Origin of the sequence: Streptomyces sp. NBC_00038, from assembly GCF_026343635.1 — a bacterium.
Classification (GTDB): domain Bacteria; phylum Actinomycetota; class Actinomycetes; order Streptomycetales; family Streptomycetaceae; genus Streptomyces.
In genome coordinates this window covers 7,605,590-7,630,343 of sequence record NZ_JAPELQ010000001.1, presented here as the reverse complement: position 1 = coordinate 7,630,343, position 24,754 = coordinate 7,605,590, and the positions used below count along the sequence as shown (strand labels likewise).

The 24,754-nt window shown below is 69.5% G+C and carries 24 protein-coding genes; 10 read left to right on the top strand and 14 right to left on the bottom strand.

Annotated features, from left to right (window positions below):
- The first annotated feature begins 331 nt into the window (after positions 1-331).
- Positions 332-1,246, top strand: a complete 915-nt coding sequence (locus OG219_RS34590) for a recombinase family protein (RefSeq protein WP_266833216.1) — start codon at positions 332-334, stop codon at positions 1,244-1,246.
- Positions 1,247-1,393: 147 nt separating this feature from the next.
- On the opposite strand, the gene OG219_RS34585 is transcribed toward OG219_RS34590, so the two are convergent.
- Both OG219_RS34585 and OG219_RS34580 read right to left on the bottom strand, forming a co-directional pair.
- Positions 1,394-2,101, bottom strand: a complete 708-nt coding sequence (locus tag OG219_RS34585) for a DUF3800 domain-containing protein (RefSeq protein ID WP_266833214.1) — start codon at positions 2,099-2,101, stop codon at positions 1,394-1,396.
- A gap of 114 nt (positions 2,102-2,215) precedes the next feature.
- A complete protein-coding gene (locus OG219_RS34580; protein WP_266833212.1) occupies positions 2,216-3,544 on the bottom strand; it encodes a hypothetical protein in 1,329 nt (442 codons plus the stop codon).
- A 358-nt stretch (positions 3,545-3,902) separates the two neighbouring features.
- Between OG219_RS34580 and OG219_RS34575 the strand changes: the two genes are divergently transcribed.
- The 5 genes from OG219_RS34575 (at position 3,903) to OG219_RS34555 (ending at position 8,488) form a co-directional block, all read left to right on the top strand.
- On the top strand, positions 3,903-4,730 hold the full coding sequence (locus OG219_RS34575) for an ATP-binding protein (RefSeq protein ID WP_266833210.1): 828 nt from the start codon (positions 3,903-3,905) through the stop codon (positions 4,728-4,730).
- Positions 4,730-5,095 carry a hypothetical protein gene (locus OG219_RS34570; protein WP_266833208.1) on the top strand — a complete coding sequence of 122 codons (366 nt, stop codon included), beginning with the start codon at positions 4,730-4,732 and terminating at the stop codon, positions 5,093-5,095. Before OG219_RS34575 ends, OG219_RS34570 begins: the two co-directional genes overlap by 1 nt.
- Positions 5,096-5,215: 120 nt before the next feature.
- Positions 5,216-6,430 carry a phosphotransferase gene (locus tag OG219_RS34565; protein ID WP_266833206.1) on the top strand — a complete coding sequence of 405 codons (1,215 nt, stop codon included), beginning with the start codon at positions 5,216-5,218 and terminating at the stop codon, positions 6,428-6,430.
- Positions 6,427-7,323, top strand: coding sequence for an NAD(P)-binding domain-containing protein (locus tag OG219_RS34560; protein WP_266833204.1), 897 nt, complete (start codon positions 6,427-6,429; stop codon positions 7,321-7,323). Before OG219_RS34565 ends, OG219_RS34560 begins: the two co-directional genes overlap by 4 nt.
- Before the next feature lie 28 nt (positions 7,324-7,351).
- Positions 7,352-8,488 carry a hypothetical protein gene (locus OG219_RS34555; protein WP_266833202.1) on the top strand — a complete coding sequence of 379 codons (1,137 nt, stop codon included), beginning with the start codon at positions 7,352-7,354 and terminating at the stop codon, positions 8,486-8,488.
- 87 nt (positions 8,489-8,575) lie between these two features.
- Here the strand turns inward: OG219_RS34555 and OG219_RS34550 are convergent, their stop codons facing one another.
- The gene (locus OG219_RS34550) at positions 8,576-8,887 is read right to left on the bottom strand and encodes a hypothetical protein (protein ID WP_266833200.1); all 312 of its coding nucleotides are present in this window, start codon (positions 8,885-8,887) and stop codon (positions 8,576-8,578) included.
- A 517-nt stretch (positions 8,888-9,404) separates the two neighbouring features.
- Between OG219_RS34550 and OG219_RS34545 the strand changes: the two genes are divergently transcribed.
- Both OG219_RS34545 and OG219_RS34540 read left to right on the top strand, forming a co-directional pair.
- Positions 9,405-10,247, top strand: a complete 843-nt coding sequence (locus OG219_RS34545) for a DUF4231 domain-containing protein (RefSeq protein WP_266833198.1) — start codon at positions 9,405-9,407, stop codon at positions 10,245-10,247.
- Between the two features lie 344 nt (positions 10,248-10,591).
- Positions 10,592-11,266, top strand: a complete 675-nt coding sequence (locus OG219_RS34540) for an HNH endonuclease family protein (protein WP_266833196.1) — start codon at positions 10,592-10,594, stop codon at positions 11,264-11,266.
- Positions 11,267-11,449: 183 nt separating this feature from the next.
- Here the strand turns inward: OG219_RS34540 and OG219_RS34535 are convergent, their stop codons facing one another.
- From OG219_RS34535 to OG219_RS34495, 9 genes are all read right to left on the bottom strand, one after another.
- On the bottom strand, positions 11,450-11,929 hold the full coding sequence (locus OG219_RS34535) for a hypothetical protein (protein ID WP_266833194.1): 480 nt from the start codon (positions 11,927-11,929) through the stop codon (positions 11,450-11,452).
- Between the two features lie 283 nt (positions 11,930-12,212).
- Positions 12,213-14,555, bottom strand: coding sequence for a hypothetical protein (locus OG219_RS34530; protein ID WP_266833192.1), 2,343 nt, complete (start codon positions 14,553-14,555; stop codon positions 12,213-12,215).
- Positions 14,556-14,637: 82 nt separating this feature from the next.
- The gene (locus OG219_RS34525; RefSeq protein ID WP_266833190.1) at positions 14,638-15,144 is read right to left on the bottom strand and encodes a hypothetical protein; all 507 of its coding nucleotides are present in this window, start codon (positions 15,142-15,144) and stop codon (positions 14,638-14,640) included.
- A 2-nt stretch (positions 15,145-15,146) separates the two neighbouring features.
- Entirely contained in the window at positions 15,147-15,884 is a 738-nt protein-coding gene (locus tag OG219_RS34520; RefSeq protein WP_266833188.1) for a hypothetical protein, read from the bottom strand.
- Positions 15,884-16,105 (bottom strand): hypothetical protein, encoded by a 222-nt coding sequence (locus OG219_RS34515; protein WP_266833186.1) that lies wholly within the window; start codon positions 16,103-16,105, stop codon positions 15,884-15,886. The genes OG219_RS34520 and OG219_RS34515 overlap by 1 nt, the downstream gene beginning before the upstream one ends.
- Positions 16,106-16,265: 160 nt before the next feature.
- Positions 16,266-17,858, bottom strand: a complete 1,593-nt coding sequence (locus OG219_RS34510; protein ID WP_323183315.1) for a DUF2637 domain-containing protein — start codon at positions 17,856-17,858, stop codon at positions 16,266-16,268.
- Positions 17,855-18,040, bottom strand: coding sequence for a hypothetical protein (locus OG219_RS34505; protein ID WP_266833184.1), 186 nt, complete (start codon positions 18,038-18,040; stop codon positions 17,855-17,857). Before OG219_RS34505 ends, OG219_RS34510 begins: the two co-directional genes overlap by 4 nt.
- Positions 18,040-18,261, bottom strand: a complete 222-nt coding sequence (locus OG219_RS34500) for a hypothetical protein (RefSeq protein WP_266833182.1) — start codon at positions 18,259-18,261, stop codon at positions 18,040-18,042. Before OG219_RS34500 ends, OG219_RS34505 begins: the two co-directional genes overlap by 1 nt.
- Positions 18,261-18,821 carry a hypothetical protein gene (locus OG219_RS34495; protein ID WP_266833180.1) on the bottom strand — a complete coding sequence of 187 codons (561 nt, stop codon included), beginning with the start codon at positions 18,819-18,821 and terminating at the stop codon, positions 18,261-18,263. The genes OG219_RS34500 and OG219_RS34495 overlap by 1 nt, the downstream gene beginning before the upstream one ends.
- A gap of 223 nt (positions 18,822-19,044) precedes the next feature.
- Here OG219_RS34495 and OG219_RS34490 point away from each other — a divergent pair, with 223 nt between their 5' ends.
- Positions 19,045-19,869 (top strand): GntR family transcriptional regulator, encoded by an 825-nt coding sequence (locus OG219_RS34490; RefSeq protein ID WP_266833178.1) that lies wholly within the window; start codon positions 19,045-19,047, stop codon positions 19,867-19,869.
- 182 nt (positions 19,870-20,051) lie between these two features.
- On the top strand, positions 20,052-20,612 hold the full coding sequence (locus OG219_RS34485; protein WP_266833176.1) for a UTRA domain-containing protein: 561 nt from the start codon (positions 20,052-20,054) through the stop codon (positions 20,610-20,612).
- 341 nt (positions 20,613-20,953) lie between these two features.
- Here the strand turns inward: OG219_RS34485 and OG219_RS34480 are convergent, their stop codons facing one another.
- Complete coding sequence (locus OG219_RS34480; protein WP_266833174.1) at positions 20,954-22,354, bottom strand: hypothetical protein; 1,401 nt, start codon at positions 22,352-22,354, stop codon at positions 20,954-20,956.
- Between the two features lie 9 nt (positions 22,355-22,363).
- A complete protein-coding gene (locus OG219_RS34475; RefSeq protein ID WP_266833172.1) occupies positions 22,364-24,385 on the bottom strand; it encodes an HNH endonuclease in 2,022 nt (673 codons plus the stop codon).
- Positions 24,386-24,754 lie beyond the last annotated feature (369 nt).

The following is a 24,754-nucleotide window of genomic DNA, read 5'->3' as shown; positions in this document are numbered from 1 at the left end:
GAAACTTGGTGTCCGTGCGCCTCTTCAACACCGCAGCCACGACGGGTGCTTGACTGCGGCGGCGGGCACGCGAGGGCTGGGAGCAAAACCGAACGCTCAACCGGCCAACTCAACAGCTCACTGGCCAACTGAAGTACTCAGTCACATCGGGCTACGGACCCAGCGGCGCCTCCGACGTCCGGTGAGCCGTCCGGCAATCGATCGATTGCCGGACTTCCCGGACGAGGGGCCACGGGTGTCCGTTTCGCCCCAGCACGTTCGTCCGGAAACCCGTCCGGGAAAGGTGCCGACTCTCCGCGGTTCCCGGACACGATTGGCGGAAGATCAGCAGGTGACGAACAGCGCTACTGCCACGTACGAGGACGCCGAGGCGGTTCAGCGGCACGCGTGCCCCCGGTGCGGTGTCTCGGCCGGGTCTCCCTGCCGTACGAACAACGACACGGTTGCCCCGACCTATCACACAGCCCGGCATGTACTCGTGCCGTCGCTCCGCAAGGGCCTGGGGGTGAAGACTCCGAGGGACCGCCGCCCCGGCAAGCCGTGGATGCCCGGCCCCGAGGTGGATGCGCCGGTACTCGCCCCGGTCCGCGAGCGCGGCGACGCGCTGCGAATCGGGTACGCGAGGTGCAGCACTCGCGGCCAGGAGCTCGGTTCGCAGCTGGACGCGCTTAATCCGGTCTGCAACAAGGTGTTCTCGGAGAAGGTCAGCACCCGGCAGAAGACCCTGCCGGAGCAGGAGACCGCCATGGCCTACGCGGCCGACCTGCACCAGACCACCGGTCAGACGGTCATCTTCGCGGTGACCGAGCTGGACCGGCTCGGCCGCGACGCTGCCGAGCTGATCGCCTCGGCGGACCGGATCGAGCACAGCGGCCTGATGCTGGAATTCCTCGACGGCCCACTGAAGGGCGTCTACGACCCGAGCGGGCCCGGCAAGATGCTGTTCCTGCTGTTCGCGGGCATCTCGGAGTCCGTACGCGAAGGCATCCGGGAGAAGACCCTCGAAGGGCTGGACACGGCCGTACGCAAGGGGAAGTTCGGGGGCCGGCCGTCAGTGGTCACCGGGGACATGCTGGTCATCGCCCTGCACCGCCGAGACGTGAAATCCGAGAGCGTCACCGAGATCGCGCGGACGCTGCTCCAGACGGAGGGCAAGAACAAGGGCAAGCCGGTCGGCCGTACCGCGCTGTACCAGGCGTTCAAGTCCCATGACGATGCCATGCACGAAGGAGCGTCGAAACCTTAAAACCGCAGGTCAGGCACGTGTCGGTGGGCACATTAGTTTAACCGGTCCGGGTGAAACCTGGTAATGTACTTCATGCAGGTGGTCAGGGAGGAATCTCTGTTCGCCCGCCCAGCCTTAGGCCCCGCCGCGCGCGGGGCCTTCGTGCGTTTAGGGCCACCACGTTCTTTGGTGCACGACCTTGTGTTCGACGCGGGCCCACAGGCGTTCGTTAGCCCGCTTCGCCCGTGCGTCTGTATCCGCTCCGCTCTGAATGCGGTGGTAGAGGAAGGCGACGAGGTCCGCGGCCTGCAGGAGCCGGCTTGCCTCCGAGGACGCGAAGTGCATGGTGTCGACCACTGTGGTGATCTTCCGGGCCTTGTAGCCCCAGGTGCCGAAGGTCCGGTAGTGGCGGAGTTCGCGGCGGTACTGCTCCTGCCCGTCGCACTCGTCCGCGATGATCAGTGCGCGTTCGTCATGCCTAACGGCGTACTCGTCCACGCGTTCCAGAAGATGGGTGAGGACGATCGAGTGCGGGTGGTCGTGGCCGCTGCCATAACGTCGCTTCAGGCGCGCGAGGTCAACTCCAGAGACGATGATCTTCACGTCGTGATCGGCGATGGCCTGCAGTGCGTTGTTGTAGATGCCGATGCGCGCCCGGGGTTTGGAGGCGAGGCGTTCCCATGCATTCTTGCCCTGGAATATGTCGTAGCCGTGGAGTTCGGTCTCGGCCCGGATCCCGCCGAAATCGTCTCCGGCTGTGAGGACAACCTCGTCGAGGGCTTCCGCCAGGGAATTCGCTTCGGCGTCGGGGCACAGCAGTGCGGCGAGGAAGTACAGGCCGCGCGAATGGCTCTCATCGACGTAGGTCAACAGCACTCAGCAAGGTTAAAGGTTCTCCGAGGGTTCCCCGGACGTAATTTCCTGGCAGCGGTGTGGCCTTCGGCGTTTGCCGAAGGCCACGGGTGTGCGATGTGTGCCGGGTGGATGCGGTCAGGCTGCGAGTACTTCCTGCAGTTGGCGGACGGCGGGCTCGCGGTGGTGCTGGGCCGGGATGGAGCGGTACAGGTCCATGGCCCGGCTGTGGGTCAGGCCGGTGCGGTAGTCGGGGGGCAGGGCGGCCAGGGCGGCGGTGGCCCGGCGGCATGCCTGGTCGGTGTCGCCGTCGCGTTGGGCGCACGCTGCTGCGTCGATCTTGAGCAGGGTGCGGGTCATGCTGCTGGTCGGGGCGGACAGTACGAGCGCCCGGTCCTGGCTCTCCCGGGCCCGCCCGGTGTCGCCCAGGGCGGTCCATGCGTGGCTGAGGTGGACGTGGTGCTTCTGTTCGCAGTGCCCGAACCAGGTGTCTGCGAGCTGGCCGCCGTCGAGGCGGTCCATGAGGCGGTCGGCGTCGGCGAGGGCGCCGCGCGCCTGGTCGGTCTGCCCGGACAGGGCGTAGGCGCGGGCGGCGACGGCGGCGGCAAGGGTCGCCGCGGCGGTGGGTGCGGTGCCGGCGGTCTGGCGGGCGCGTTCTGCGAGGTCGGCTGCGGCTTTGGGGGCACCGTAGTTGAGCGGCACCATCGCTTCCCGGGCCAGCACCCAGGCGTGCAGCTGCTGGTCGCCGGATTCGGTGGCCGCGCGGGCAGCGGTGTGGAACCAGCTGCGGGCTTCTCTGCGGCCTCCGAGGTCATGGAGCACGATGGCGGCCATGCCCGCCATCTGACCGGCCGTCCGGCACAGCCGGGTACGGGTGGCCACGGGCTGGGGCATGTCAAGGAGCGGGCGGATTTCGGCGAAGTCCGCGACCAGGTCGGCGAGGACGCGGGTCGGGGCCTGGCCCTGGTAGCCGTAGCCGTAGCTCTCGGCGGCAGCCTCCAGATCGGATATGTCAGCCGGGGTGAAGCCGGTGAGTGCCTGGTCGAAGGACTGGCGGGTGTCGGACAGGGCGGCGATCGCCGATCCGGTGAGACCGGCAGCGAGGGCGCCGCGCAGGAGCTGGCGGCGCTTCATAGGGTCGTCTCCATCATCGGGCTCCGTGCTGGTGGTCCTGGCGGTGTCCTCCCAGGGTCGCGCAGCAAGGCCCAAGAGGACACCGGGAATCCGAAGACCGTCGGCAATCCGCTCGATGGTTTCGAACGCGGCCACCGTAGCGTCAGCGCGGGCGACCTTGCTGACCCTCTCGGCTTTCATGCCGCACGCCTCGGCTAACCGGTTGAAGCTGATCTTGGCTTCGTTGGCCATGGTGAAGACCACCGCGAAGTTGCGCTCGCTCAGCGCACGCCGGAACACCGCATCGGTCAGCAGGTGGCGGGGCAGTTCGGCCGGCGACGGCGGATAGGCCACGGTGTCCCCCGACTCTCCTGATGTGACGGCCTGTCGGCTCAAACGGTACCCACGGTGGGGGTCCCACCGTGGGGTTACTGCGGGCCCCGCTGATCGGTTCACTCAACGGGTGTCCTGCGGGAGTAAGGCGATCCCCTCGGGGGGTCTTCCCTTTCCCGCATGGACTCAACCGGCGTGGCCCACGGGCGTCGTTCCCCCGTGGCGCCTGGCGGGCCGCGCCGGCCCTTGTTGTCGTCCCCCTGGTGACGGTCCTGGCGGTCCGTAGCGCCAGGGGGGCGGCTTCCTCCCCCTCGTGCCATCTGGGAGTTGAGCCGTCGTCATGAACTGTGGTCGTCCCCTCTCTGTCGTTCCGGCAAGCGTGTCCATCCCGGTGGCCGCCCGGACCGTGCTGGGGGACGCGCCGCCCAGGCCGGTGTCACCCGTTCGGGCGATGGCCATAGACATCGCCGCTGATCCGGCCCTGGTGATCCGTATCCGGCACGACGTGCGGGCCGCGCTGCGGGCCTGGGGCCTGGCCGAGCTCGCGGACGACATGGCGCTGATGGCCAGTGAACTGGTGGGCAACGCCCTGCGGTACGCGGCTTCGTCCGGTGTCGGTGTCCTTTTGAAGGTGCAGGGCGGCTTCGTGCTGCTGGAGGTCACCGACGCCGCCGACCAGGAGCCCGCCGTGCGCGCGGCGAGTGCCGTCGACGAGAACGGCCGTGGGGTGTTCCTCGTCGATGCGCTCGCCGAGGCGTGGGGCAGTCGGCCGAGGCCGGGCGGGGGCAAGGTCGTGTGGGCGAGGCTGGCCGTGCCGGTGCGCGTGCGGCCGGGTTTCTGGTGCGAGCTGACTGCCGCCGAGGGTGGCCGGTCCTGGCTGGTGGGGTCCTTCGACGCCTCCGGTCACCGGGCGGCCGAGGGGTGGATCCGGGTCTCCGCGTACGCCTATCTGTCCGCGCTCGGACCGCGCAACCCCGCTGACCTGGACGGCTGGCTGGCGGTCATCGAACGGGACGCCGCCGGCGCGCTCACCGGCGGCCACGGCTACGAGTGCACGATCGAGTACGCCGAGACCACGGTGGCGTGGACGGCGCGTCCGGTGCGGTTCCTGCCGCTGGCGGACCGCTCGGCCGGATCGCTGCCGCCGTGCGCCGAGATGTTCCCGCCCTTCACGCGGCCCCGGCCCGGTTCCGAAGGGGCGTCGTGATGGCGGCCGTTGAGTGCCCCGGCCGCCGCTCGATATTGCTGCCGACCGGCTACGGGGTGCGGTGCACCGCTCGCTGGGGCGACGGCCGCGGCTTCGGCCTGGGCGGGCACACCGCCGCCACGGCGGAGGGGGCGTTGGAGTGGATGCGCCGCCGCGTGCGCGAGGCCGCCGAGCAACTGGACACGCCCGCCCCGGCCTTGGCCGAGCGGTGGCTGGCCGACCGCGTGGAACAGGACCACGCGGTCGATGTTCTCAAGGCCGGCGCCGGGTACGACCTGGACCTGGTCAGCGATGGCGTGCGCTACGCGTTCCGGGCCCGGGTCGAGTACTGGCCCGAGGTGACCGTCGCCGCCGACGGGCCATAGACGGCCGCCCCGGCGGGAGGCGGAGTGTTCCGTTCCCCGCTCCCTCCCGCCGGGGTGGCTTCCAAATCTGCGGCCTGTTGGCCGTGCACGTCCCAGAGCAAGCCGACCAAGGAGGGGTTCGTGAGCACTGCCGCAGTGAGCACACCATCCGGTGCCGTCCCGGGCATCGGTGAGGTCTTCGGCTTCGCACAACAGGAAATCCGGCATGCAGCCGCCGAGCTGTGGCCGCACGCCGTGGTGGACCTCGACGAGCACGTGCCGAGCGTCACCGGCTACGTGAGGCGCGTCCGCGTGGACGACCGTCCCCTGTTCGCCAAGCACTCCTTCCTGGGGGTGTCGCTGGTCTCGCTGCTGCGGGGAGCGTGCGGCGACTGGGTAGAAGTCCGCGCGGCCCAGCAGGTGTATGTGTCCCAGCCGGGTTCGCTGATGGAGCGGGAGGCCGCGCAGCTGCGGCTGCTGGCCGAGGTGGGTCGGCCGCGGGTGTGCGCGGTCGCCGGGGTCAGGCGCGGGGTGCTGTTCACCGAGCCGGTGAGCGGCCCCACCCTGGCCGGCCTGCTGCTGGACCGGTCGCAGGAGGCGGCCGACCTGCTGGGCCGTACGTTCGCCGAGCTCCGTCGGCTGCACCAGCCGCTCACTGCCCAGAGTCTTGGCCCGTCCGGGGTGATCGGTGAACGCAGCATCGCGGGGACCTTCCAGCGCAAGTTCAACGGCATCAGCGGCCGGACCTATCTGGACCGGCTCGGTGCCGAGCGGTGCGAGCCCGGCCAGCGCGAGGAGGTGGCCGGGGTGCTGCGGCAGGTGGTGGCCCGGCTGCACCGGCTGCGGGCCACAGTGCTGCCCCAGGCCCGCCAGGTGCTGGCGTACGGAGACCTCAAGCCGGAGCATGTGGCCTTCCCCGACGGCACCGCCGGGAGGCCGGTGTTCATCGACCCCGGCCTGTTGCTCGCCGGAACCTCGGTGGACGCGGCGAAGCTGATCAGCCGCACCGTGCTGCTGCTGGCCGCCGCCCGGCCCGGCCCGCAGGTCGGCAGTGAGGCGGCCGACGGCATCCACGGCTTCGCCGAGAGCAGGATGCGTGGGCTGTCCACCAAGTCCCGCCGGGGCTGGCTGCGGGAACTGCTGGCGCTGTGGCTGATGGACAGCGTCAACATCCTGACCACCTACCTGTCGGCCCCGGCCGCGCTGCCGCTGCCCGGCCAGGGCACCGCACTGATCGGGCGTGCGGTGGAACTGTGCCGGATGGCCGACCGGATCAGCACCGAGCTGGCCGACCGCAGCGACGCGCGCAAGGTGTGGGAGCAGGCGCTGGCCGAGGCACAGGCGGTGATGTCATGACCCCGGACCGGGTGGGGTCGGTGGGCGTCGTCGGGGCGGGGGCGGTCGGTCAGGCCGTGGCCGCCGCGCTCGTGGCTTCCAGCTTCTCCCGCCGTCTGCTGGTCGCCTCCCGCACCCGCGACCAGGCCGCCGCCATGGCCGCCGACCTGGAGGACATGCGCCAAAGCAGCGGCTCGCCGGTGCAGCCCTCGGCCCACGAGGCGGCGGACCTGGTGAGCTGCCACGCGATCGTCATCGCGGTCCGTACCGCCTTCACCAACACCCGCACCACCGACGTGCGGATGGGCGGCGCTGCGGCCAACGCCCCGGCGATCCGGGCCCTGGGCGAGGTTCTGTGGGGCTACGAAGGCACTGTGCTGGTGGTGACCAACCCCGTCGACCTGATGACCCGGCTGTTCGCCGAGACCTCCCACTGTCCGCGCGTGTTCGGGATCGGCTCGAACCTGGACTCCGCCCGCTACCGGCTGACCCTGGCCCGGCTCCTGCAGGTCGAGGCCGAAGCCGTGGACGGGCACGTGATCGGCGAGCACGGTGAGGGCGCCGTGGTGTGCGCGTCATCGACCACCGTCAACGGCCAGCCCGTCGCCGTCCCCCTTGCGGAGGTACGTGCAGAACTGCGTACCCGGCCCGGCCGGATCAGCGCCGGCGTCGGCCGGACCCGCTCCGGACCCGCCGGGGCGGTGCTGTCCACCCTGCGCAAATCCCTCGGCCTGGCCGACGGCATCGAGGAGCTGACCGCGCCTCACCGCGGCGACTGGCTGGGAATTCCGTTGCGGTTCACCGCCGGGGAGCCCATAGCGTGCCTGCCTGCTCTCGATTCCGGCGAGGACCGTCAGCTGAGCGCTGCCGGTATCAAGCTCCGTACCGCCTACCAGGCGTTACGGCTGTCCTGACCCACCCACTCAACATGGAGAAGACCTTGTGAGTACCCCAACCGCCACCCGGCTGCACGCCGCTGACGCGAGCGTGACCGTCCTGAGCAACACCGCGTCCGTCTCCGACTGGTCCCGCCGCTACTTCGGCCCGTGGTGGAACGCGTTCGAGGTGCCCGCCGAGAGCATCTGCACCGGCCCCCTGGTCGTCGCCGACGTCGACAGCTCCGCCTACGTCGACCTGGCCACGCTGGTGGACGCCTGCCCGCATGAGGAGGTCACCTACGCCAGGGCCAAGACGCTCCTGGCCCGCGACGGGGCCGGCACCATCACCGCGATCTCGCCCGAGGAGGGGCTGGCCTACCGCTCCGAGCCTGAGTCCGGCCGTCTGGCCATCGCCGGACGGGCTGCCGAGCCCGTGGCGCTGGCCGCCGCGCGGATCGCCCGCGAGATGATCCGGGCGACGCTGCTGCGGGAGGGGTGGACGCTGCTGCACTCCTCCGCCGTCGTCCGCGACGGCAAAACGCTGCTGACGTTCGGTTCCAAGGGGGCCGGGAAGACCACGACCGCGCTGCTGCTGGCCTCTCACGGCTTCGAGTTGCTGGCCAACGACCGGGTGTTCGTCCGCCCCGACGGCGGCGGCGAACTGCAGGTGCTGCCGTGGCCGTCGGCGGCTGCCATCGGGCTGGGCCTGCTGGACGCCCTCGGCCTGTACGACGTCGTCCGTGACCGGCTCAAGGCCGGAGAGCACCTGCACCCCACCCAGCACCAGGACGTCACCGACGCCCTTCTCGACGGACGGCGCGAGCCGCTGTGGGAGCCCGGCGGCAAGCGGGAGAAGAAGGTCCAGGTCTTCCCCGACCAGTTCACCACCTGGTTCGGGATGACCCTCGCCACCGGAGGCCGGGCTGCCGGTCTGCTGTTCCCGCGCATCGACCCCGCCGCCGTACCGGCGCTGGTCGACGGGGACCGGGCCCTGGGCGAGGGCGACTTCATGAGCGGCGCCACCGAGGACCGCTACCCGGACATCTTCGGCCTGGCCCAGGGCATCGACGGCGGCGGCAACAAGCTGGCCCGCGCCACCGTCGCCGACCGTCTCGCCCAGCTGCCGCACCACCAAGTGGTCCTGGGCCACGACACCGCGGCCAACGCCGACTTCCTCGCCAAACTCGCCGACCACCTGTAGCCCCGACGCACGACAGCATGTGACGGGCCCCAGCGGATTCCTGCTGGGGCCCGCCGCATGTTCGCCCACCACCTTTGGCGCCGTGTATCAGCGGACGTAGTCGGCCGCGTCGTGGGCTTTGCGGAGCTGGTTGCTGAGCTGGGTCGCGGTGGCCGCCGCCTCTGCGATGCTCTGCCCGGCGGTGGGAGCGTCGGAGTCGCGGGTCATCCGGGGCAGCGCTCCGGCCTGCTGGATGAGGATCTTCGACGCGTCGTCAACCAGTTCCTGCAGCCAGGCGAGGGACTTCGTCAGATCGCGCGGCCGGTCCCATTCCGCCCTGCCCTCGGCCAGGTCCTCCGCCACCGTACGTAAGGACTTGGCGGCGTCCTTGAGCAGGTGCGTCGGATCGTAAGTGCCCACCGGCTTCCCCTCGTTCGTGATCGTCAGATACCCAGGGTGCCCCATCAGACTTCGTCATGGATGGGATTCCGGCCGCCCAGGCGTGGGCTGGCCAGCCGGTTACGGACGCCCCGGGCGCGGCGAGAAGAATCCTTGATCGCTGCTAGGACGCGTCTCCAAATGATCTTTAGTGGTGGATCATGGTCAGGTTGTGATAGCTCTCCATGAACTGTCCGATGCTGAGTGGGAGTTCGTCCGGCCGCTGCTGCCCGCATCCGTCATACGGACTGGGGTGTCTTGTTGAGGTTGCTCTGGGGTTCAGAGTTCGAAGCTGGCGGGTCGGCCGTCGAGTTCGCCGTAGGGCAGAACGACGCGGTCCGGAGCTCGTGATCACGCCAACTGACGCGACTCCGCCCGTTGCACAAGGCCGTGGCCCTATCGTGCGGGTACGTGGATGAAGACGATCTGCCGCGGTCTCGCCGAGCTGAAGATGAAACCCGAGGCGAGACCGGGATGAGCAGAGCAGAAGGGGGAATGGGTGTCCGCCCCGCCGTCGCTCGGGCCTGTCGCACGCCTGCGGGAACATAACGAACGGGTCCTGAAGCTGCGTCAGCACATCCGGGAGGTGAACCTCCGGCAGCGCCTGATGCACGGCTTCGGTGCTGGTGTCGTGCTCTGTGTGCTCGGCGTCGCCGTCCCTACAGCGCTGACGTGGCGGCGCTTCGACATGGCACCCTTCAACACGGTGCTCATTCTCCTGGGCGTTGTATTTGTTGTTGGGTTCTTTGCGTCCTCATGGATAGAAACAGTCAGACACGAAGGCCCACGGCCTGGGACCTCTGGGGGTCGGCTGACTCGCGAGGAGCTGGAGCTGAGTCTCGAGATCGCAATCGAGAACCGGCTCATCGACGCGACCCCGCTAGACATCCCCATCCGCAACAGGCAGTTCGCCTACAGCGAGTCCATACCCGAGGAACTGGATCAACTCCGCAAAGAGAGCCACCGTTACCGTCGGCGGCACAACTTCTTCCAGCTCCTGATCATCATCGGTTCGATCGCTAACGCTGGGGCGCAGTCCTTCAGTGACACCACCGAGCCACTCAAATCGATCATCATCGGCCTGACCATGCTGGTCGCCGTCTGCGCGGGCATCACCGGGTACTACAAGTTCCGCGAACGCAGCTTCAACCTGCAACAGACGGCGGACTCGATCGAAGAACACGCCAACGCTTTCCACCTCGCTCTGCCGCCCTACGACAGCGCCGACCCTGCGGCCAACCTTGCACTCCTCACTGCCAAGGTCGAAACCCTCCGGGTGGAACAAAGACGCCGAGAACAACAACTTGACCAACCGCCGGAAACGCGCGACCCGTCCGGCTGATCCCCAGCCTCAGCAAAGCCCACCAGGGAAGGCCATCGAACGGTGTCGGCGGCCAGCCTAGGCAGCTTGTCGGTGTTGTCGCTTGGCGGCACTGCCACGTGAGAACCTCTCGCCGCACCAGGCGAAAGCCCAAGTACGGCCAGAAGGAGGGCCCGCCCGACGCGCCGAGACCACGCTCCCCCGCACTCGGCCCCGCGGCTCCACGTCACCCGAGCGAGCAACACCGGGGCCGACCATCTGACTTACCGCACGTGCGAGTGAGCCGACGGCGGAGCGCCGGACCGTCAATACGCAATGCGGCTACGAAGATCACTGACAGTTCGTGATCTTCGAAGGGAAGCGCCTTGCGCCTCACCCCCACCGCTCTGACCGCCGCCGTCGCCCTCGCCGCACTCGGTTCGCTGATCGCCCCCACCGCCTACGCCTCCGCAGCCGAGCCTGGGGACACCGTGGCCATGCCTGTACGCGACGCCCTCAAGGCCCTGCCGATCAGGAGCGAGGACCGCACTGGCTACCAGCGCAGCAAGTTCCGCCACTGGGTCGATGCCGATCGCGACTCATGCAACACGCGGCAGGAAGTGCTTCTCGAAGAAGCAGTCACTGCCCCGGAACACGGTGTGAACTGTGCGCTGACCGGGGGGTCTTGGTACTCCCCATACGACGACAAGTACTTCACCGACGCCCGCGCACTCGACATCGACCACCTCGTTCCGCTTGCCGAAGCCTGGGACTCGGGAGCTTCCGCCTGGAGCGCGGCCGAGCGGCAGGAGTACGCCAACGACTTGGACGACAGCAGAGCGTTGATCGCGGTCTCCGCGACCAGCAACCGCAGCAAAGCCGATCAAGACCCTTCGACCTGGCAGCCGCCCGCAGAAGGCTACCGCTGCCAGTACGCCACGGACTGGGTGGCGGACAAGACCAGGTGGCGCCTCTCCATCGATCGCACCGAGGAAGCCGCACTCTCCGAAACATTGAGCCACTGCCCAGACGTGCCGGTGGAAGTCACACTCGCGCGGTAGCTCCAGGCATGCCGGGCCCCTTGCCCAACAAGGCAAGGGGCCTCGGAACGCACCGAATTACTCCTCGATGTTCGACTTTGGTCCTTCCTGACGCTGGAGCGCGTACGGCACGAGGCCACAGAACCGTGGCACCGCGGGAATTGTGCGCACTGATGCATCCGGTCAGTTCAACGGCCACCGCAGCTAGTGGGTGGCCAAGGGCTCCGATTCGGCGTCGGAGCCGTTGTAGCGCCGCCAGCCCATCTTCGGCACGGTGGACATCAGGACAGTCCGCACACTGCTCATCCCGGTGTCCCAGTCGATCTCCTGGCCTTTGTGGTCCTTCTCCGGCCAGAGCTCTTGCGGGATCACGGGCTGCGCCTCGCCGTCGGTGTCCACGATCCACGCGATGACGGGGATGGGCCACACGGCTTGCGGGGCCTCTTTCTCCTGAGCCAGGCACCACTCCTGTACCCACCCCTGGCCCGGCACGACTCCGACCTGCTGGGCGCAGCTCCGGAGGCTGACGAAGCCCTCGACGGAGCACGCGTCCCGCAGCCGTTTGTTGTGCACGACTTGCGGCTCGCCCTCGGGACTCCACGACTGCACCAGCCGGTCCACCAGGCGACCGTTCTCCCCCTTGTACGTCGCCTTGTAACCGGTTGGGCTGATCTGGTCGGCCACCGTTCCCCTCCCACGCTCACGCCCTCGCACCGAGTGAAGGCTCGGGGAACATCATGTCCACGCTCGGACGACCGCTACGCCCGTACGCCAGATCCGGCCGGTTCCCGACCTGCGGCGAAGCGAGAAGCCGCAAGCCCCATCAGCAGTCCTGAGGCGGCGGAATCGGCCGGAACGGGGGGGGAGATGATCGGCCTGCGTGGCCTGTCGCCGCAGGTCAGAACCTGTACGGCGGCCTGTCGGCGGCCTGCCGGGAACGTACCAGTCCGGCAGGCCGCGGGGCAGGTCAGGAAAAGGCGTCCAGAGCCCGGTTCACGTCGGCCAGGCGGTAGCCGGTCGGCTCGCCGGGCAGGTTGCGCAGCCGGGTCGACGACAGGTCGACGCCGGCCTCCGTGAGGGCCTTGCGCAGGTTGCGGCCGATCATGGCCAGCCGGTCGTCGCGGGCGTCCCATTTCCCCCACCGGGCGGGGTCGTCGGCGTTCAGGTGGTCGGCGAGCTGGGCCACCGTCAGGGCCTCGGGGTTGCCTTCGGCGCGGAACGCTTCCCGGACGGTGAGCAGGATGCCGGGTACGGGCTCGGGGCTGGTGTCGGTGGTGCACAGGTCCACCAGGTCCCGGTACTGGTTGATCAGTCCGGCCTCGGTGAGGGTGTGGGTGAGGTCGGGCAGTCCGGCGGCGGCGCGTTCGGCACCGACCGTGTTCGCGTATGCGTCGGTGACCTCGCGGACCTGGTAGCGGATGGGCCGGTTGGGCATGCCCGGCAGGCCCTGTGCGTAGATCTGTCCGGCGTCGTTGACCTCGGTGTGGGTGGCGGCCTGGATGAGGTCGGCACGGTAGCCCTCGGCGACGGCGCCGCCACCGAGCAGTTCGGTCACATCGACGCGGCGGCAGGCGCCGAGCAGTTTGGCGGACAGCTTGGGGCCGATGGCCTGGCTGAGGTAGTCCTTGGTGCCGAACTGGCTTCCGGCGTAGAACCAGATGGCCTCCTTGCGGCCGAGCAGGAGCCCGCGGATGAGCAGGGCCTTGTTCTCGTCGCTGAGCTGGGGCCACTCGTCGACGAACACGCAGATCGCCGGGTGCTCCGGCGAGACGCGCCACTTGTTGCCCCAGCCGTAGCGGGCGCGCTGGCGGGCGCGGGCCGAGCACCACTTCAGGAGGAACTGCAGGACGGCGTTGATCTGCTTGTCGTCCATGCAGGCGCTGAGCGTGATGGCCGGCCCCAGGGCTCCGACGCCGGTCCCGGCCGGGTCCAGGTTGAATGCGACGGCGTCGCGGCAGGCGGTGACGACCTCGGCCAGGGCGAGCATGACGCCGGACTTGCCGCCGCCGGAGTCGGCGACCATCAGCAGCATGAGCCCGGCGAGGCTGAAGACGAGCGGGGTGCCGTCCATGGCCACCCCGAGGTCGGCGGTGTCCACGACGGACTTCGACAGCGGCGGCCGGTACGGCAGCGGGCCGACCACCTCCGGCGAGAACGGGTTACGCAGGATCGCGCGGACGAACGCGCTGTCCCCGGCCTCCGGGTCGCCTTCGACCAGCAGGCCGTTGCGCCGCAACCGCAGCCGGGTGATGAGTCCCTTGTAGGTGTCGTCGCGGTTGAGCTCGTCCGGGCTGCCGGTGTCGAACTGGATGTAGAACGACCAGCCCCAGGGTTCCTCGGCGGTCTTGACGACCTCGGCCAGGTCCCCGCCCTCGTCGCGGATGGCCGCCGCGAGGACGGCGGCGGCCATCCGCTCGGAACGGGCCTCGCGCAGCGACCGCACCGGCGTCTCGTCGTCGTCCAGGCCGTCGTCGGTGCTCTCCTCGTCGTCCGCCATGGTCGGCTCCGTGTGGCCCTGACGGGGGGATGGTTCTTCGAGGTGGTAGTCGGCGGGCGGGTCGAGTTCCGGGATCTGCAGGTCGGCGGGGACGGTGCGGGCGGTGAGCGGGACGGGATGGCGGGTGAGCCACCATCCGGCGCCCAGCAGGGCGGGGCCGGTGACCACGGCGGTGACCGGTGCCATGACGGTGACGGTGGCCAGCACGCCGAGGGCGGGCACCACCACGAACGTGAACCGCACGGCGCCCTGGGTGCCTCGCCACCGGTCGATCTGCTCAGGCGTGGGCTGGTCCGGGCGGAACGGCATCGCGTGCAGGACGACCAGGCCGTTGCGGCGGCGGTCGGCCTCGGCTCCCAGGTCCCGCAGCCGCGACTTCTCCGGGCTGCTCAGCCCGTCGTCCACGGCCTTGTTCACCAGCTTGTTCATCCGTTTCAGGGTGTGGTCCCGGGCGTCGCGGGCTTCGTCGCGGCGCTCGGTGTAGTGGTCGTACTGCTTCTTGACGATGCGGCGGCGGATCTCGTCGCGGCTCATGTAGCGCACGGCGGCCCAGTGGACGGTCAGGGCCCACACGTGCCGGACGCCGGGCAGGGTGTGGCCTGCGATGACGCGGGCGGCGGTGGCGGCGGCGTGGGCGATCCGGTGGGCGGCCTGGCGGCGTCCCCGGCCACAGGCCCGGGTGTCGCCGCCCTCGGCCCCGGGAGCGTCGGCCCGCTCTCCGTCTGCGTGGGAGCCGGGTTCGTCGTCGACGAACTCGCCCTCGTACACGATGACGTCGGGCAGCAGCTCGCTCTCGTCGTGGTGGTCGGTCATGGTCGTGCTCCAGAGAGGTTGCGGCAGGCAGGGGGGCGGGGGCGCCCGCGGCCGAGGGCCGGCCGCGGGCGCGGGGCGGGAGTTACCCGCCGAAGATCCACAGGCCGACGTTGTTGCCGGTCAGGGTGGCGGCGCCGACGACGACGCCCATGAAGCCGAGGGTGGTGCCGTAGCAGACGGCGACCAGCGAGCCGCCGGCCATTTCCTTCCAGTCCTTCGGCTTGCCACGGGCGGCGAAGAGCTTGATGACGTACCAGGTCAGGCCGCACAGGCCGATGCCGGCGCCTCCAGCGGAGACCGGGGTGACGGTCGAACGCGGCGGGTTCGGGGTGGCCTTGGCGCCGGCGACGCCTTCTGCGGCCCGCTCACCGGCGACATTCATGCCGTGCCGCAGGGCCCCGGCGATCTCGCCGAGGATGCCGGTGGAGTTGACGGTGACCAGCAGCATGAAGAAGAAGACCAGCGCGAACGTCTTCTTGTTCTTGAGGATCTTGTACTTGAACCCGGCGACCACCGCGACGGTGGCCATCGCGCCGAACAGCAGGGCGCCGAAGGAGGCGTTGGCGGTGGTGTTGTCGAAAATGTTCACGGTCAGGCTCCGGTGAGGGTGTGGACGATGGCGTCCCAGGAGACGATCAGGACGCCGCAGACAGCGGCCCAGATCGCAGGGCGGGTGAGGATCCAGCCGAGGCCGGAGCGGGCGAACTTCCACAAAGCCCGGCTGACGGCGGTCGCCACGGACAGGCACAGGCGGCACAGGTCGCCGAGCAAGCCCCCGGCACAGCTTCCGAGCCAGAGGGATCCGGCCACGCACAGCACCACCCCGGCCGGGGCGAAGACGGCATAGGCGACGCCGCCGGCGCTCAGGGCATTCGCGACCCAGCGGGCGGGGGTGGTGCCGTCAATGGGCACCAGCGTGGCCAGGCCGATGCACAGCAGGTTCCGCTTGATCTGCAGGCGCCCCCAGTCCACGGGGTTGCCGTCGGCGTCGAAGCGGTTGGTGCGCTCGATGACCAAGGCGGCCATGTCGGCCCAGCCGAAGCCGAACAGCCCGGAGATGGCGCTCTCCACCCCGCGGCTGGCGACCTCGGTGACGTCCCACCCGATCGGGGCCGGGTCGGTCGGCGGAGGAGGAGGAGGCGGCTGATGACCGGTCACCGCGCACTTGTCGGCCGCGTCGTTGGCCACCCCGCACCCGGTGCGGACCGGGCAGCCCGAGCAGCATCCGCCGGTGCCTCCCGCCAGCGGGTCCTGCGGTTCCTTGCGCAGCCACCACGGCTCGCTCTGGTCAGTCCCGTCCGGGCTGGTCGTCTTGTGCGGACCGGGCATCACCGGTCACCTCCGGGTGTCTCACCGAGGGCGGCCAGCAGCGCGGCACGGACGTCCAGTTCGTCGGCGCTGCGCTGGTCGCACGCGTCACTGTCGGCGTCGCCGGAGCCGTCGTCGGCGGTCCTGGCCGTCCGGGGCAGGAGGATCACCACCAGGTCGAGGTGGATGTCGTCGCGGTGGGTGCGGCGAAGGCGCCACCACCGGAGGATGCGCGAGAGCATGGGGATTCCTCTTCCGAGAGGGGCGCGGGGCCGGTCGCTGTAGGAGGTGGAGCGGCCCCGCGCGCTGGAGGGGGAGAGCACGGGCGGGAGTACTCACCGGCCTATTCGTGCTCACGTTCGATTCTGGTGGGTGGGGTGATGTTTTACCAGCCGTTTCGGTTCACGGGGTCGGCGGCCTGAGCCGTCCGAGGGCTTCCAGGGCGGCCTTGGCGCGCTTGTCGTCGCAGCCGACCTGGCGGGCGGTGTAGCGGGCGGAGAGCAGGGGCTCGTCCGGGTCCAAGGCCCGTACGCGCTCAAGGAGTTCGTCGTCCGTCAGCGTCGGGCGCCGGGTGCGGCCGGCCTTCGCCACCGCCGCCTTCGCGCTCGTCCTGCGCTTGGTGGCCGCCGCCGTCCGGGCGGGCTTACGCGCATGCTCGGCTGCTGGCTCGGGGGCTCCCGGCGGTGCCGGTTCGGCCTCCGGCTCCGGCTCCTTACCGGCGGCGGCGGGCGGTCCGGCGGGTGCAGGTGCGGCGGCGCTTACGGGCGTCTGCTGCGGTGCGGGTACGGCGTCGGAACGGGCGCCGTCACTCTGGTGGTCGGGGGCCGGTGCGGGCGCGGGTACCGGCGCGGGTTCGGGTGCGGTCCCGGGGCTCTTACCGGTGGGGCGGGCAGCGCGTTCGTATCCGGCGGGCCGGCCGGGCACGGCGACCGGTCCGGGCGCCGCTTCGGCCTCCGGCTCCGCCTGCTGGCCCGCTGCGGCGGTCGCCTCGCCGCGTGCGGGTACCGGGGTGTTCACCGGCGTCTGCGGCGTTGCGGGTACGGCGTCGTCGTCGGGGTGGCCGTGGAGGTTGTGGGGTGCGGGTACCGGCGCCTGCTGCGGCGCCGGTGCGGCACCGGTCCCGGCGCTGTGCTCGGTACCGGCGGGGAGTGCGGGGACGGGGTCGGGGGTGGCGATGCTGAGGGCGTCGGCGGCGTAGTCGTCGAACGTCTCCTCGCGCTCCAGCTCGACCACGGGGGCCGGGGTCGAGTCGGCCGGTGCGGAGGCCGGGGCGAGGGGGACGCCGAACTTGGTGAGGCGGAGCGGGAGGAGCTTGTCCATGGGGGCCTTGCGGCGCCAGCCGCGGCCGTAGTCGGCCCGGAGCCGTGCCCGGTAGATCAGGCGGTCGGCCTCCAGGCTGAGGGCCTGGCGGTAGTCGCCGATCTCCCAGAGCTTCATCCGCCGCCACACGGAGAAGGTGGCGATGGGAGCCAGCAGCCAGCGGGCCAGGCGTACGGACTCCATGTGCCGGTTGGCGGTGAGGTCGGCGATCCGGCCGACAGCGTGCCGGGCGGCCTCGATGATCACCACGAAGAGGACCGGGATGGTGGCGTGCATCCCGGTGCCGACCGGGTCCGGCCACGCGGTGGCCGCGTTGAAGGCGATGGTGGCGCCGGTCAGCAGCCAGGCGCCGTGCCGCAGCAGCGGGAACGGCATCCGCAACCAGGTGAACAGCAGGTCCAGGGCGAGCAGGACGACGATCCCGGCGTCGATGCCGACCGGAAAAACGGTGGCGATCTCGCCGAAACCTTTGGCCTCGGCGAGGTTGCGGACGGCGGCGTATGAGCCGACGAAGCCGATCCCGGCCACGGCGAGAGTGCCGAGGCCGATGACCGCGCCGACGGCGAGGGCGGCCTTGCGGCGGGCGCCGGTCAGTTCGGACAGGGCGGCCCGCCCGGCGGCCGAAGCCGCCGGGACGGACGCGGGGGAACTGGGTGCGTGGGTGGTGGTGTTCACCGGGTCGTGTCTCCTGCGGTGGTCCAGGTGCCGGCGAGTCGGCCGGCGGCTTCTTCGGCGGCGGCCGGGTCGAGGGCTTCGGTGATGCGGGCGGCGGTCTGCTGGGCGGCGGTGGCGCCGTGGCGGGCGGTTTCGGCCTCGGCGACGTGGTGCTGCCAGGCGCGGGCGGGGCGAGGGGTCATCAGCCGCGCCCGTCCTGGCGGCGGCGCTCGGCGTCGGCCCACTTCCAGCCGGCGCGGTCGGCGCGCTCGGCGCCGCCGCGGTGGTGCCGCTCACGGCGGCGGGCGGAGCGGACGGCCTCGCGGCGGACGGCCTTGTCCGACGCGCTCTCCTTGCCGCTGTACTTGTCGGCGGCCAGCTGGCGGTCGTTGCCGCCGCTCAGCCATGAGAACGACAGCGCCATCACGCACCTCCGGCGGTCAGCGCGGTGAGGTGGATGGTGGCGCTGCCGCAGAAGCCGGTGGCCTCCAGGTAGGCGCCGGTCGGCCGCAGCCCGGGGGCGTTGATGGCCCGGGCCAGAGAGGTGATGAGGTCGGCGGGCAGGGGCTGGGCAACGTGCACGGCGACGTCGGCCTGCAGGGGGGCGGCGTCGCTGATCAGGTCCATCAGGTGGGCGACCAGGTCGGCGTCGTCCAGCGCGGGGCCGGAATCCGGGACGGGCGGTACGGCGGTGGGGATGGTGGCGACCACCATCCGGGCCAGCCCGGCCCGCAGGTACAGCAGAGCGTGCACCAGGCCGTCGGTGTCCATCTCGTCGAGCGGAAGGCCGATCAGCCAGGCCAGCAGATCGCGGCCGGATTCGACGGCCTCGACGCGGCGGGCGGCCGGGGTGGTGGCGGACAGGCCGTTCCAGGCCAGCCGCAGGTACTCGTCCAGGGAGGGGAGGTCGGGTTGCGGCAGACGGCTGACGGTTGTCTGGCGTTCGGTCAGCTCGCGGCCGGGAGTCGAAATAGGCTGGGACACAGCTCGTCTCCTCGTTGCATGAGGAACGGGTCAGGCCCTCGACCGGCGGTTGCATCGCTGTGGTCGGGGGCCGCTGCCGTTGTTCGGGCATCACGGGCACCACCCCCTCAGAAATTCCCTCGGGGGATTGGCGCTCCCTCAGTAAAGCCCCATCCCCCTCGTGGGGTCAATAGATCCCCTCGGGGGATTGCTTGGGGTGACGAGGGGGCCTAATGTCTCCCTCATGAAGAAGCCCGATCCCCTCGCCAACGCCGAGTTCCGGCGTGTGGCGCAGGCCATCCGCGGCCGCATCCGCGATGGCACCTACCAGCCGGGGCAGCGTCTGCCTGCGGCCCCGGCCCTGGCTCAGGAGCTGGACAGCAACCGCAGCGCCGTGGAACGCGCGGTGCGGGTGGTGGCCGCTGAGGGCCTGCTGACCACGCGGCAGGGGTCGGGCGCGTACGTGTCCCGGATCATCCAGACGATCACCCGCGACGGCACCGCCCGCTACCAGAAGGCCAAGCGCGAGGAGGCCAGCGGGCCCGACGGCGCCCCGGCCCGCGGCGCGTTCGAGGCCGAGCTGCGGCGGATGGGCCTGGTGCCTCGCAACGTGCCCAGCGTGCGGCGCGAAGTCCCGCCGGCGGAGGTCGCCGAGATCCTGGGCGTCTCGGCGGACGAGGTGAGCGTCGTGGTCCGGGACCGGCGGATGTACGCCGCCCCGGCCGAGGCGGCACACAACGACCTCGGCACTCCGGTACAGATCGCGACCACGTACATTCCGCTGGACATCGCCGGGGGGACGGTCCTGGAGGACCACGACACCGGCGCCGGCGGCATGATCAGCCGACTCGCCGAGATGGGCCACGAACAGACCAGGATCAGCGAGCGGATCAGGACCCGCACCCCGACCCCGGAGGAGGCGGAGTTCCTGACGCTCGACCTGGACAACCGTGTCTACCAGCTCACCCACATCGCCTGGACCGCTGCGGGCCGGGCAGTAGAGGTGACGCTCCACATCCTTCCGGCCAGCCTGTGGGAACTCAGCTACAGCTGGGACATCGACAGCTGACCGGATCGCCTCCGGCCAGCCGGAGGCAGGCCGGGCCCCGCCCGGTGCCGCGCTTCAGCAAGAGGAGCGCGACCAGCGCCGGGGAGGCAACTGCGGCCCGACACCATTTGAGCCACCACGCTTCGGCGCGGTGAATGGTGAGTACCGAGTCGAGAACCACCGAGTCTCAAGGAGAACGGCACATGCCGAGCACCACTACCAGCGGCGGCGCGATCCTGCGCGACGCCACCGACCGCTACCGAAGGGCCAGCCGGGAAGAAGCCGGCGCCCACGGTGCGTACGACGCCGAGACCAAGCGGGCCGGTGGCGCCCCCCGCTCCGAGGTCGACGTCCGCCGGGACGCCGCTCCGGCCGACGTCGCCGCCGTTCTGGGCATCGAGCCCGGCACCACGGTGGCCGTGCGGGCCCGCAAGATGTTCAAGGACGACGAGCTCGTGCAGCTGGCCGACACCTTCGTCCCCACCGACGTGGCCGAGGCCGCAGGCATCGAGCAGCTGGACACCGGCGTCGGCGGAATCATCAGCCGCATGGCCGAGGCGGGCTTCGCCCAGGCCGAGGTCACCGAGGACGTCACCCAGATCGCGGCCGACGCCGACCAGGCAGCCGCCCTCGGGGTCGACGCGGGCACGCTGCTGCTGCAGATCACACACGTCGGGCGTACGGCCGAGGGCCGCGCGGTGGAGGTCACCAAGCACGTCCTGGGCCCGAATTGGACCCTGCGTTTCTCTGTTCCCGTCGCCTGAGCGAGTGGCCCACGCCACTACGCCCGCGGCTCCTCGGCTGCTACCGGGGAATCGCAGGGGGCGGGTGCACAGACAAAGAAACGTGCACACCAACTGAACACCAAAGAAGCGGGCCCCCATCCTCGACAGATTCGGGCCCGCTTCTCGTGAAATAACGGCGCTGCAACACCATCGCGAACCTGTTGCGGGACGGCAGGCTGCTACCCGCCGTCCCGCGCCGCGATGGGCTTGCCTCGCCGGGAGAGCGCCATGCCCAGCCAGGAAGAACCTGCCCGCGCCCCACGCTTCCGCTCCAACGGTAGCAACCGCCAACCGGCCGTCCGTACCGCTCTGCCTCGTGGTCACACAGCCTTGCCACCGACCGCCCGGAGATGACTGCCCATCTTCGGGGCGACCAGGTCGGCCAACGCGTTTACCGAATCCTGGAGTTCAGAGACTTCCCGAATCATTTCCTCATCAGCGATGTCCGCTAGGGGGACCTCACTCACCGAAGCGATGCTCTTGAAGGTGCTCATCAGCACCTTCCGCACACGCGCTCGCTGCTCATCTGCCTGGGACTTCGGGTCAGCCTCGATGGTCGCCTCGATGAGCCGCTGGACTCCCTCATACGCTTCAGCGACTGCTTCGGGTGTGGCTTGGGGGTCCTGGGCCACGGCGAGATGTTCGACGGCCTTGGCCTTAACCTCTTCGGGAAGTTCAACGACCCGGCCGGCGGCAGTCTTAGCCTTCCCGCCCTCGGCGACATGGCGTACGTACTCGGTTCGCTCAGCACGGCGGCTCTCGTTCGCCACGACCTTCTTCAGCTCGGGATCCGAGGCAACCGTGCGAGCCAGGTTCGCTCGCAGGTCCACATCGTCCTCCATACGATCCACCAGCGCCTTGCGGGCAGCATCAGCTGTCTTGGCATCGCCAAGGATGGCGGTCCGCAGCGCAGCGGGATTGTGTGCCACCTTCACGGCCTCGGTGTAGCTGGTGCCTGCCGCCTCCGCCTGCTGTGCGATGCTCTCGCGCCTGCCAGTGGTTTGCTCGAACCTCGTGAAGTACTCCCCCCAGAGTTCGGCAGCGGGGAGTTCGACATCGAGGCCCGGGACAAGCTGATCAAATGCAGGGACCACTCCGGCCGTCGCTGCACGTTCCCATGCCCGGTAGAAGCGCATGACTCGTGGCGCGCTGGTACCAGCCAGGACAGCGAACCTGTTGGCCGACACCTTCCCTTGATCATCCTGACCGGTGCGCTCGTTGCGATCAGAATGATCTTGCTTGTCCCGGTACCCGCCAGTACTGGCACCCGGCCTGACGCTGCGCGCGACCATCAAGCCGAAGGTCCAGCCACCTGATCGGGCATAGGCACCGAAGTGCCGGGCGTCGCGGGCAACCGGGCCCTCCTCGGGGTCCGCACCAAGAAGCCGCCCCACCTCCGCGCGCATCGTGTCCATCTGCTCCCGGATGCGCGCAACGCCCTCATGAGGATGGCGGATCTGGAGCAGGATGCGCACGTTCTCGGTTTTGGCTCCCAGACCAAAGGGTGGTTTGGCCTCGATGAACTCGGCGAATTCCGTGAATGGTTCGTCCTTGTTGACGCCGGAGGGGACCTTCTGCCACGTCCCGTCCGTCACCACCGCGGCAAGCAGTTCCAGGAACCCAACCGGCGTGCCACCATTGCGCTCCAAAGACTCCCGGAGCTGGTAGACCTGCTGCTGCTCGTCGGTGAGGTAGTTGTTCGAATCGATGCGGACGGTCATGGTCCTCTCCTACTGAAGGGCAAGAGCAGCGCGGAACCGCCTGCTGGCCTTCTCCACGGTATTGGCTTCTCCGGCGGCACAAGACACTTCGTTCACGCGCGCCGTCGCCTTCATCACCGCGTCCTGGTAGCCGGAGGACCCCGGCTTCACTCCGCTGCGGTACAGGTACTGGTTGATCGCCTCGGAAGTCTTGGCGTTGAAGTCGGCGATCTCCTGGCGCTCCGTCTTCGGGGCTCCGGCGACGGCTTCCGCGTCGGATTGAGGGCGCGGTGCCGGGACAGGGGGGTTCTGCTTGAGCATGACGCCGGCCAGCTCGATGGCCCGCTTCAGCGTGGTCACGGTTTCGGCCGAGTCGACGGCGCGCTTGATGTGCTCGACCATCAGCGTCTCGTCCGCGTCCATGTCCACTTCGTTGCTGGCTGCCCTGGTGTCCGTGGCGACGGCGGATTCGATGAACGAGAGTTCTTCCTGAACCGGCTCGCTTCCTTCGGACTTCTCCTGTTCCTCGCGCTCCTCGAAGATCTTCACGCCTTCGTCGTTCTGTTCGCGCAGCAGATCCAGGAAGCCCTGCATCTTCGGGTCGTCCGGCGCAACGATCACGCACGATTGCTCACGCGGCGGCATGTCCTTCCAGACACGCAGGCCTCGGCCGACGAGCTGGCTCAGGTGGCCGCCGTCACGATAGTTCGTGAGGATGCCGACCACGGTGATTTGTGGGCAGTCATACCCGATGAACGCCATCCTGACGGTCACGAGAAGGTCCATCTGCTTGACCTTGAAGTCGGCCAGCTCTTGCGGGGCGTTGGCGTCCGAGGACACTGCGAGGGCTACGCGGAGGTCCGGGTAGCGCTGCTGAAGGTACTTCTGGACCTTCTTGGCGTCGGCCTGCTGCATGCATGAGATCAGTCCGCGGTACGCAGTATTGAACTTCTGCTTGTCCCGGACGGCCCTCACCACGTCGTCGACAAGGGGCTTCCAAACCTTCTCGTCCCGTAGGACAGGAATCAGTTCGCTGCCGTCGTCTGACAGGTTGTATTCGAGGAGGGTGTCACCGGCACCCGTGTCCGGGGCTCCGAGGGTGCGCTTGGCCACCCGCGCATTGGTGCGCTGCATCTCGAACTTCCGGAGGTAGCCTTCCGCGATGCCGTTGGCGTAGCTGGCCTCTGCATGGTGGATGAGCACCCGGCGCCGGGGGTTGGTCAGGTGCGGCTCGTAGTCGGCCAGGATGAGGGGCTGGTTGTCCGCCCGGTTGGGTGTGCCCGTCAGCAGCAGTGCGTGGCGCGAGAACTCATGCATCTGTTTGATGAGTTCTCCGGCCTTCGTGCCGCCGCCCTCTTCGTCCTTCGAGTCGCCGCAGAATTGCGCTTCATCGGCCACGAGGAGAAAGCGCCCCTCGTGCCGGCGTGCCCATTCCAGGAATACCGATGCGTTGGTGACCAGGGCGCTGTACGTCGAGACGAAGCCGCTTCCCGGCTCGCTCAGTGGCGTCAGCGGCTTCTCTTTGACCTTGTGGCGGATCTTGCCGAGGCGCTTGGTGGCATCGAACAGTGTGCACAGGCCGTGCATGCTGCCGGTGCGCTGGTACATCCAGCCCGTTTCGCACTGCTCGGCGAGGGAGACACGGGGGACGAAGATGGCCACGTGGTCGATCAGGTCCGCACGGAACAGACGAGTGCCCGTTCCCTGGTAGGCGAGGGTCTTTCCCGATCCCGGGGAAGCGAGGACGACCGTCAGCTTCTCGTTGGCGTGGATGCGATCGAAGACCTGGTCGCTCACTTCCCGCTGGAACGGCCGCGGGTCGAACTCGTCGGTGTAATGCACCTGACGTCCTTTTCTCCTGTTGCACAGCTCGCACAGAGCCTGCCCGTTTTCGATCTCGGTCCGGCCGCCATCCGCCCAGGGGACCATGTGATCGGCTTGCCATCCGTCGCCCAGGGCAGCGCTGCACCGCTGGCACCGCCCCTCGGCGAGGTCGAACAGGATGTTGCGCTGGGACTGGCTGAAGAGTCTCTGCGGATCGCGCTCGACCACGTACCCCTACCTTCCGTATGGAGTAACGGACCTGACGGTTCGAAGGATATCGGCGGGGTCTGACAGTCCCCGGCCGTTAGCAAGAAGTCGAGCCTGTCGACACCGCAGGACTGCAGCCCTACAGCGCAGGAGCGCGTTGAGGCCCGCGCCGAAGAAGTGACACGGCCGCGAGACTGCGGGGGCGGTCAGGCCATGAGGCAGCACACGAAAACCCGGGGCACAGCCCCTGGCACATGACGCGGAACGCAAGACCCCACAGCGAAGTCCGGGAGGTCCGACTTTGCCGGTCGGCCCGCCGCCGGAGCCGCATCCGAAATGGCCGATCCAGGGTTGTCCGTTGTCCGCACAGCTAACGCCACCGCTTCGTAG